Annotated in this window: 1 protein-coding gene; it reads right to left on the bottom strand. The window is 56.5% G+C overall.

The genetic code is table 11. The annotated features are described in order from the left end of the window. Positions 1-3,292, bottom strand: a 3,292-nt coding sequence (locus AC1Q61_RS32650) for an amino acid adenylation domain-containing protein (RefSeq protein ID WP_492654932.1), incomplete at both ends; no start/stop codon positions are given.

Below are 3,292 nucleotides of genomic sequence, written 5' to 3'. Positions count from 1 at the left end.
CCACCCGCGTCGCAATCAGCGAATTACCACCCAAAGCAAAGAAATCATCATCGAGACCCACACGATCAACACCCAACGCCTCGGCAAAGACCGACGCGACGATCTCCTCCACCGCCGTCACCGGAGCCCTAAACACCGCAGCCTCGAACACCGGCGCCGGCAACAACTTCCGATCCAACTTCCCCGAAGCATTCAGCGGAAACGCATCCAACACCATGATCTGCGACGGCACCATATACGACGGAAGGACTTCTCGTGCCGAGTTCAGAACTGCCGAAGAATCCACCGCAGTTCCGATGACGTACGCAATCAGGCTGTCACCGAACACGGCATCGGTATGCAAGACAACAACCGCGTCCGCAACTGAGTCGTGAGCGATCAATGCGGACTCGATCTCGCCAAGTTCGATACGTTGCCCACGCAACTTCACCTGGAAATCCGAACGACCGATGTACTCCAACTCCCCAGATGAATTCCAGCGCACAAGATCGCCTGTGCGGTACATCCGGTCGCCAACAGCCCCGAACGGATTCGCCACGAACCTGTCCGCAGATAGGTCGGCCCGTCCATGGTAACCACGGCTCAGCTGCGGCCCAGCCAGATATAACTCGCCCGAAACACCCACCGGCACCATGTTCAGCGCGGAATCGAGCACAGCGACTCCTGTACCTGCAACAGGTTCACCGATAGGTACCCGCGAAAACTCGCTAACTGCCTCCCAAGCAGTAACTACTTCGACCTCCGCCGGCCCATACCAGTTGTGCAGTTCCGCTGCCCCATACGCAGCGAACTGACGCACGGTAGCAGCACTCAATGCCTCGCCAGCAACGAACACCCTGCGTACCGAGTCACTCATCGGCGCTGAAATCGCGGACATGTACGCGTTCAGCATCGACGGAACGAAATGCACCGTCGTTACGCGATGCTCCTCGATGGTCTTCGCAATGTAATCGGCGTCTCGGTGTCCGTCCGGAATCGCAATGACCAGCCTGGCACCGGTCTGAAGGGTCCAGAACAATTCCCACACCGATATGTCGAACGTGATAGGTGTCTTGTGCAAAACCACGTCAGACTCGTCCAGTCCGTATCGCATTTGTGCCCAGAGCAACTGATTTACCGTCGCACGGTGCGTAAGAGTTACGCCCTTCGGTCTTCCTGTGGAGCCTGACGTAAAGATCAAGTACGCAGTGTTTTCCGGCCGCAGCGGAAGGTGTCGATCTTGGTCCGCAACCGCACGTGCAGACACGGTTCTCAAGTCCAGCGCGCAGACATCTACTACTTGTCGGCCCGCGGATTCGAATCCGTCGCGTTCGGTAGTCAGTATAAGCAGAGGCGCTGCCGTCTCCACTATGTGCGCGATTCGATCGGCCGGGTGATCGGGGTCGATCGGAACGTAAGCACCACCTGCTTTAAGAACAGCATATAGCGCGACCACCAACTCGACGCTTCGCGATATAGCAACTCCGACAAATACTTCCGGACCAACTCCGACAGAGATCAAATACCGGGCGAGCTGGTTGACGCGTGCATCGAACTGTCCGTACGACAATTCTGTCTCATTGAACGAGATCGCAATCGAATCCGGTGTGCATACGACTTGCTTGTCGAACAACGAAACGAGCGTCTCGTCTACACAATCAACAGACTCGTGCGAAACAGCCTTAGACACAAGCTGTTTGCGCTCCTCGGAAGAGAGAATCTCGATCGCGGCCAGGCACACCGTGGACGTCGAGGTAATCGCCTCCAATATCCGAAGTAAACGATCGACGATTGCCTGAATCGTCACCCCATCAAACAGGTCGGTCGCATAGTCGAACGACCCGTAAAGTCCTGCAGGAACGGCATTTTCAGTCGCACGCTCCGACAAAGTGATCTGCAGATCGTATTTCGCTGTACCAAGATCGGCCTCGACTGCTGCTACCGATAGACCCGGCAGTTCGAAGCGATTCTGTTCAAAGTTTTGGAACACAAGCAATACTTGAAACAGGGGTGAATGGGCAGTCGAACGAAGCGGATCCAGTTCGTCCACGAGCCATTCAAAGGGGACAGCAGAGTTGGCAAACGCAGTGAGATCATTTTCCCGCACCTCGCGCAAAAATGATTCGAAACTTGCAGCATGGTCAAGCCTCGTTCGCAGCGCAAGAGTGTTAACAAACATTCCGACAAGTTGATCGAGCGCCGCTTCCCCTCGACCGGCAACTGGTGTTCCCACGACAATGTCGGCGGAGTTGCTCAGCTTCGAGAGAAGTATCGCAACCGCAGCATGAACCACCATAAAGATGGTTGCGTTATTCGTCTTCGCCAATCTTAAGAGATCGGTATGTAGCTCCGCCCCGATTTCGAATTCGAACGCTTCTCCTCGCATCGACTGTACAGCCGGTCGCGGCCGGTCGGAGGGCAACTCAAGGACAGTCGGAATGTCCGCCAGTTGCGTGCGCCAGTATGCAATCTGCTTATAAGCAACCGACTTCGGGTCATCCACGCTACCGAGAACATCTCGTTGCCACAACGCGTAATCCGCATACTGCACCGCCAACGGTGCCCACCCCGGAACCTCACCCCGAGAACGAGCCTCGTACGCAACCATGACATCACGACCCAGTGGTGCAATCGACGAGCCGTCGCCCGCGATGTGATGGATAACAACAACGAACACGTGAGTATTGCTATCCAGTGCAAACAATTTGACACGCACCGGGGCTTCGGCTTTGACATCAAAACCGCGCTGCACAATCTCCGACACGTGAATCATCACGGAGCCCTTATCCACGACAACCGGATTCAGATCGAGTCGCAGGTCGGTTGCTGGCAAGACAACCTGCATCGGCCCTTCTGAATCAGTTGGGTACCAAGTCCTTAACGACTCGTGCCGTGACAAAACGTCCCAAACCGCTGCTTGCAGTGCCTCGATATTGAGTTCGCCGATCAATTGAATCGCAAGCGGCACGTTGTAGACGGCTGAGTGCGGATCCAGCTGGTTCAAGAACCACATCCGCTGCTGCGCCAACGACAACGGAATCCGCTCCGGACGCACCATCGCCGTCAACGCCGCCCGCGCACCCGAACCGACCTCCGACTCCACCCGCGCAGCCAACAACTCCACCGACGACGCCTCGAACAACACCCGCACCGGAACCTGCGCATCCAACGCCTGCCCCAACCGAGCCGCCACCCGCGTCGCAATCAGCGAATTACCACCCAAAGCAAAGAAATCATCATCGAGACCCACACGATCAACACCCAACACCTCGGCAAACACCGACGCGACGATCTCCTCCACCGCCGTCACCGG

This window comes from Rhodococcus sp. MPR-R1B (assembly GCF_058793255.1).
The sequence above is the reverse complement of the archived record's forward strand: the minus strand, read 5'-3'. Positions and strand labels throughout refer to the sequence as shown.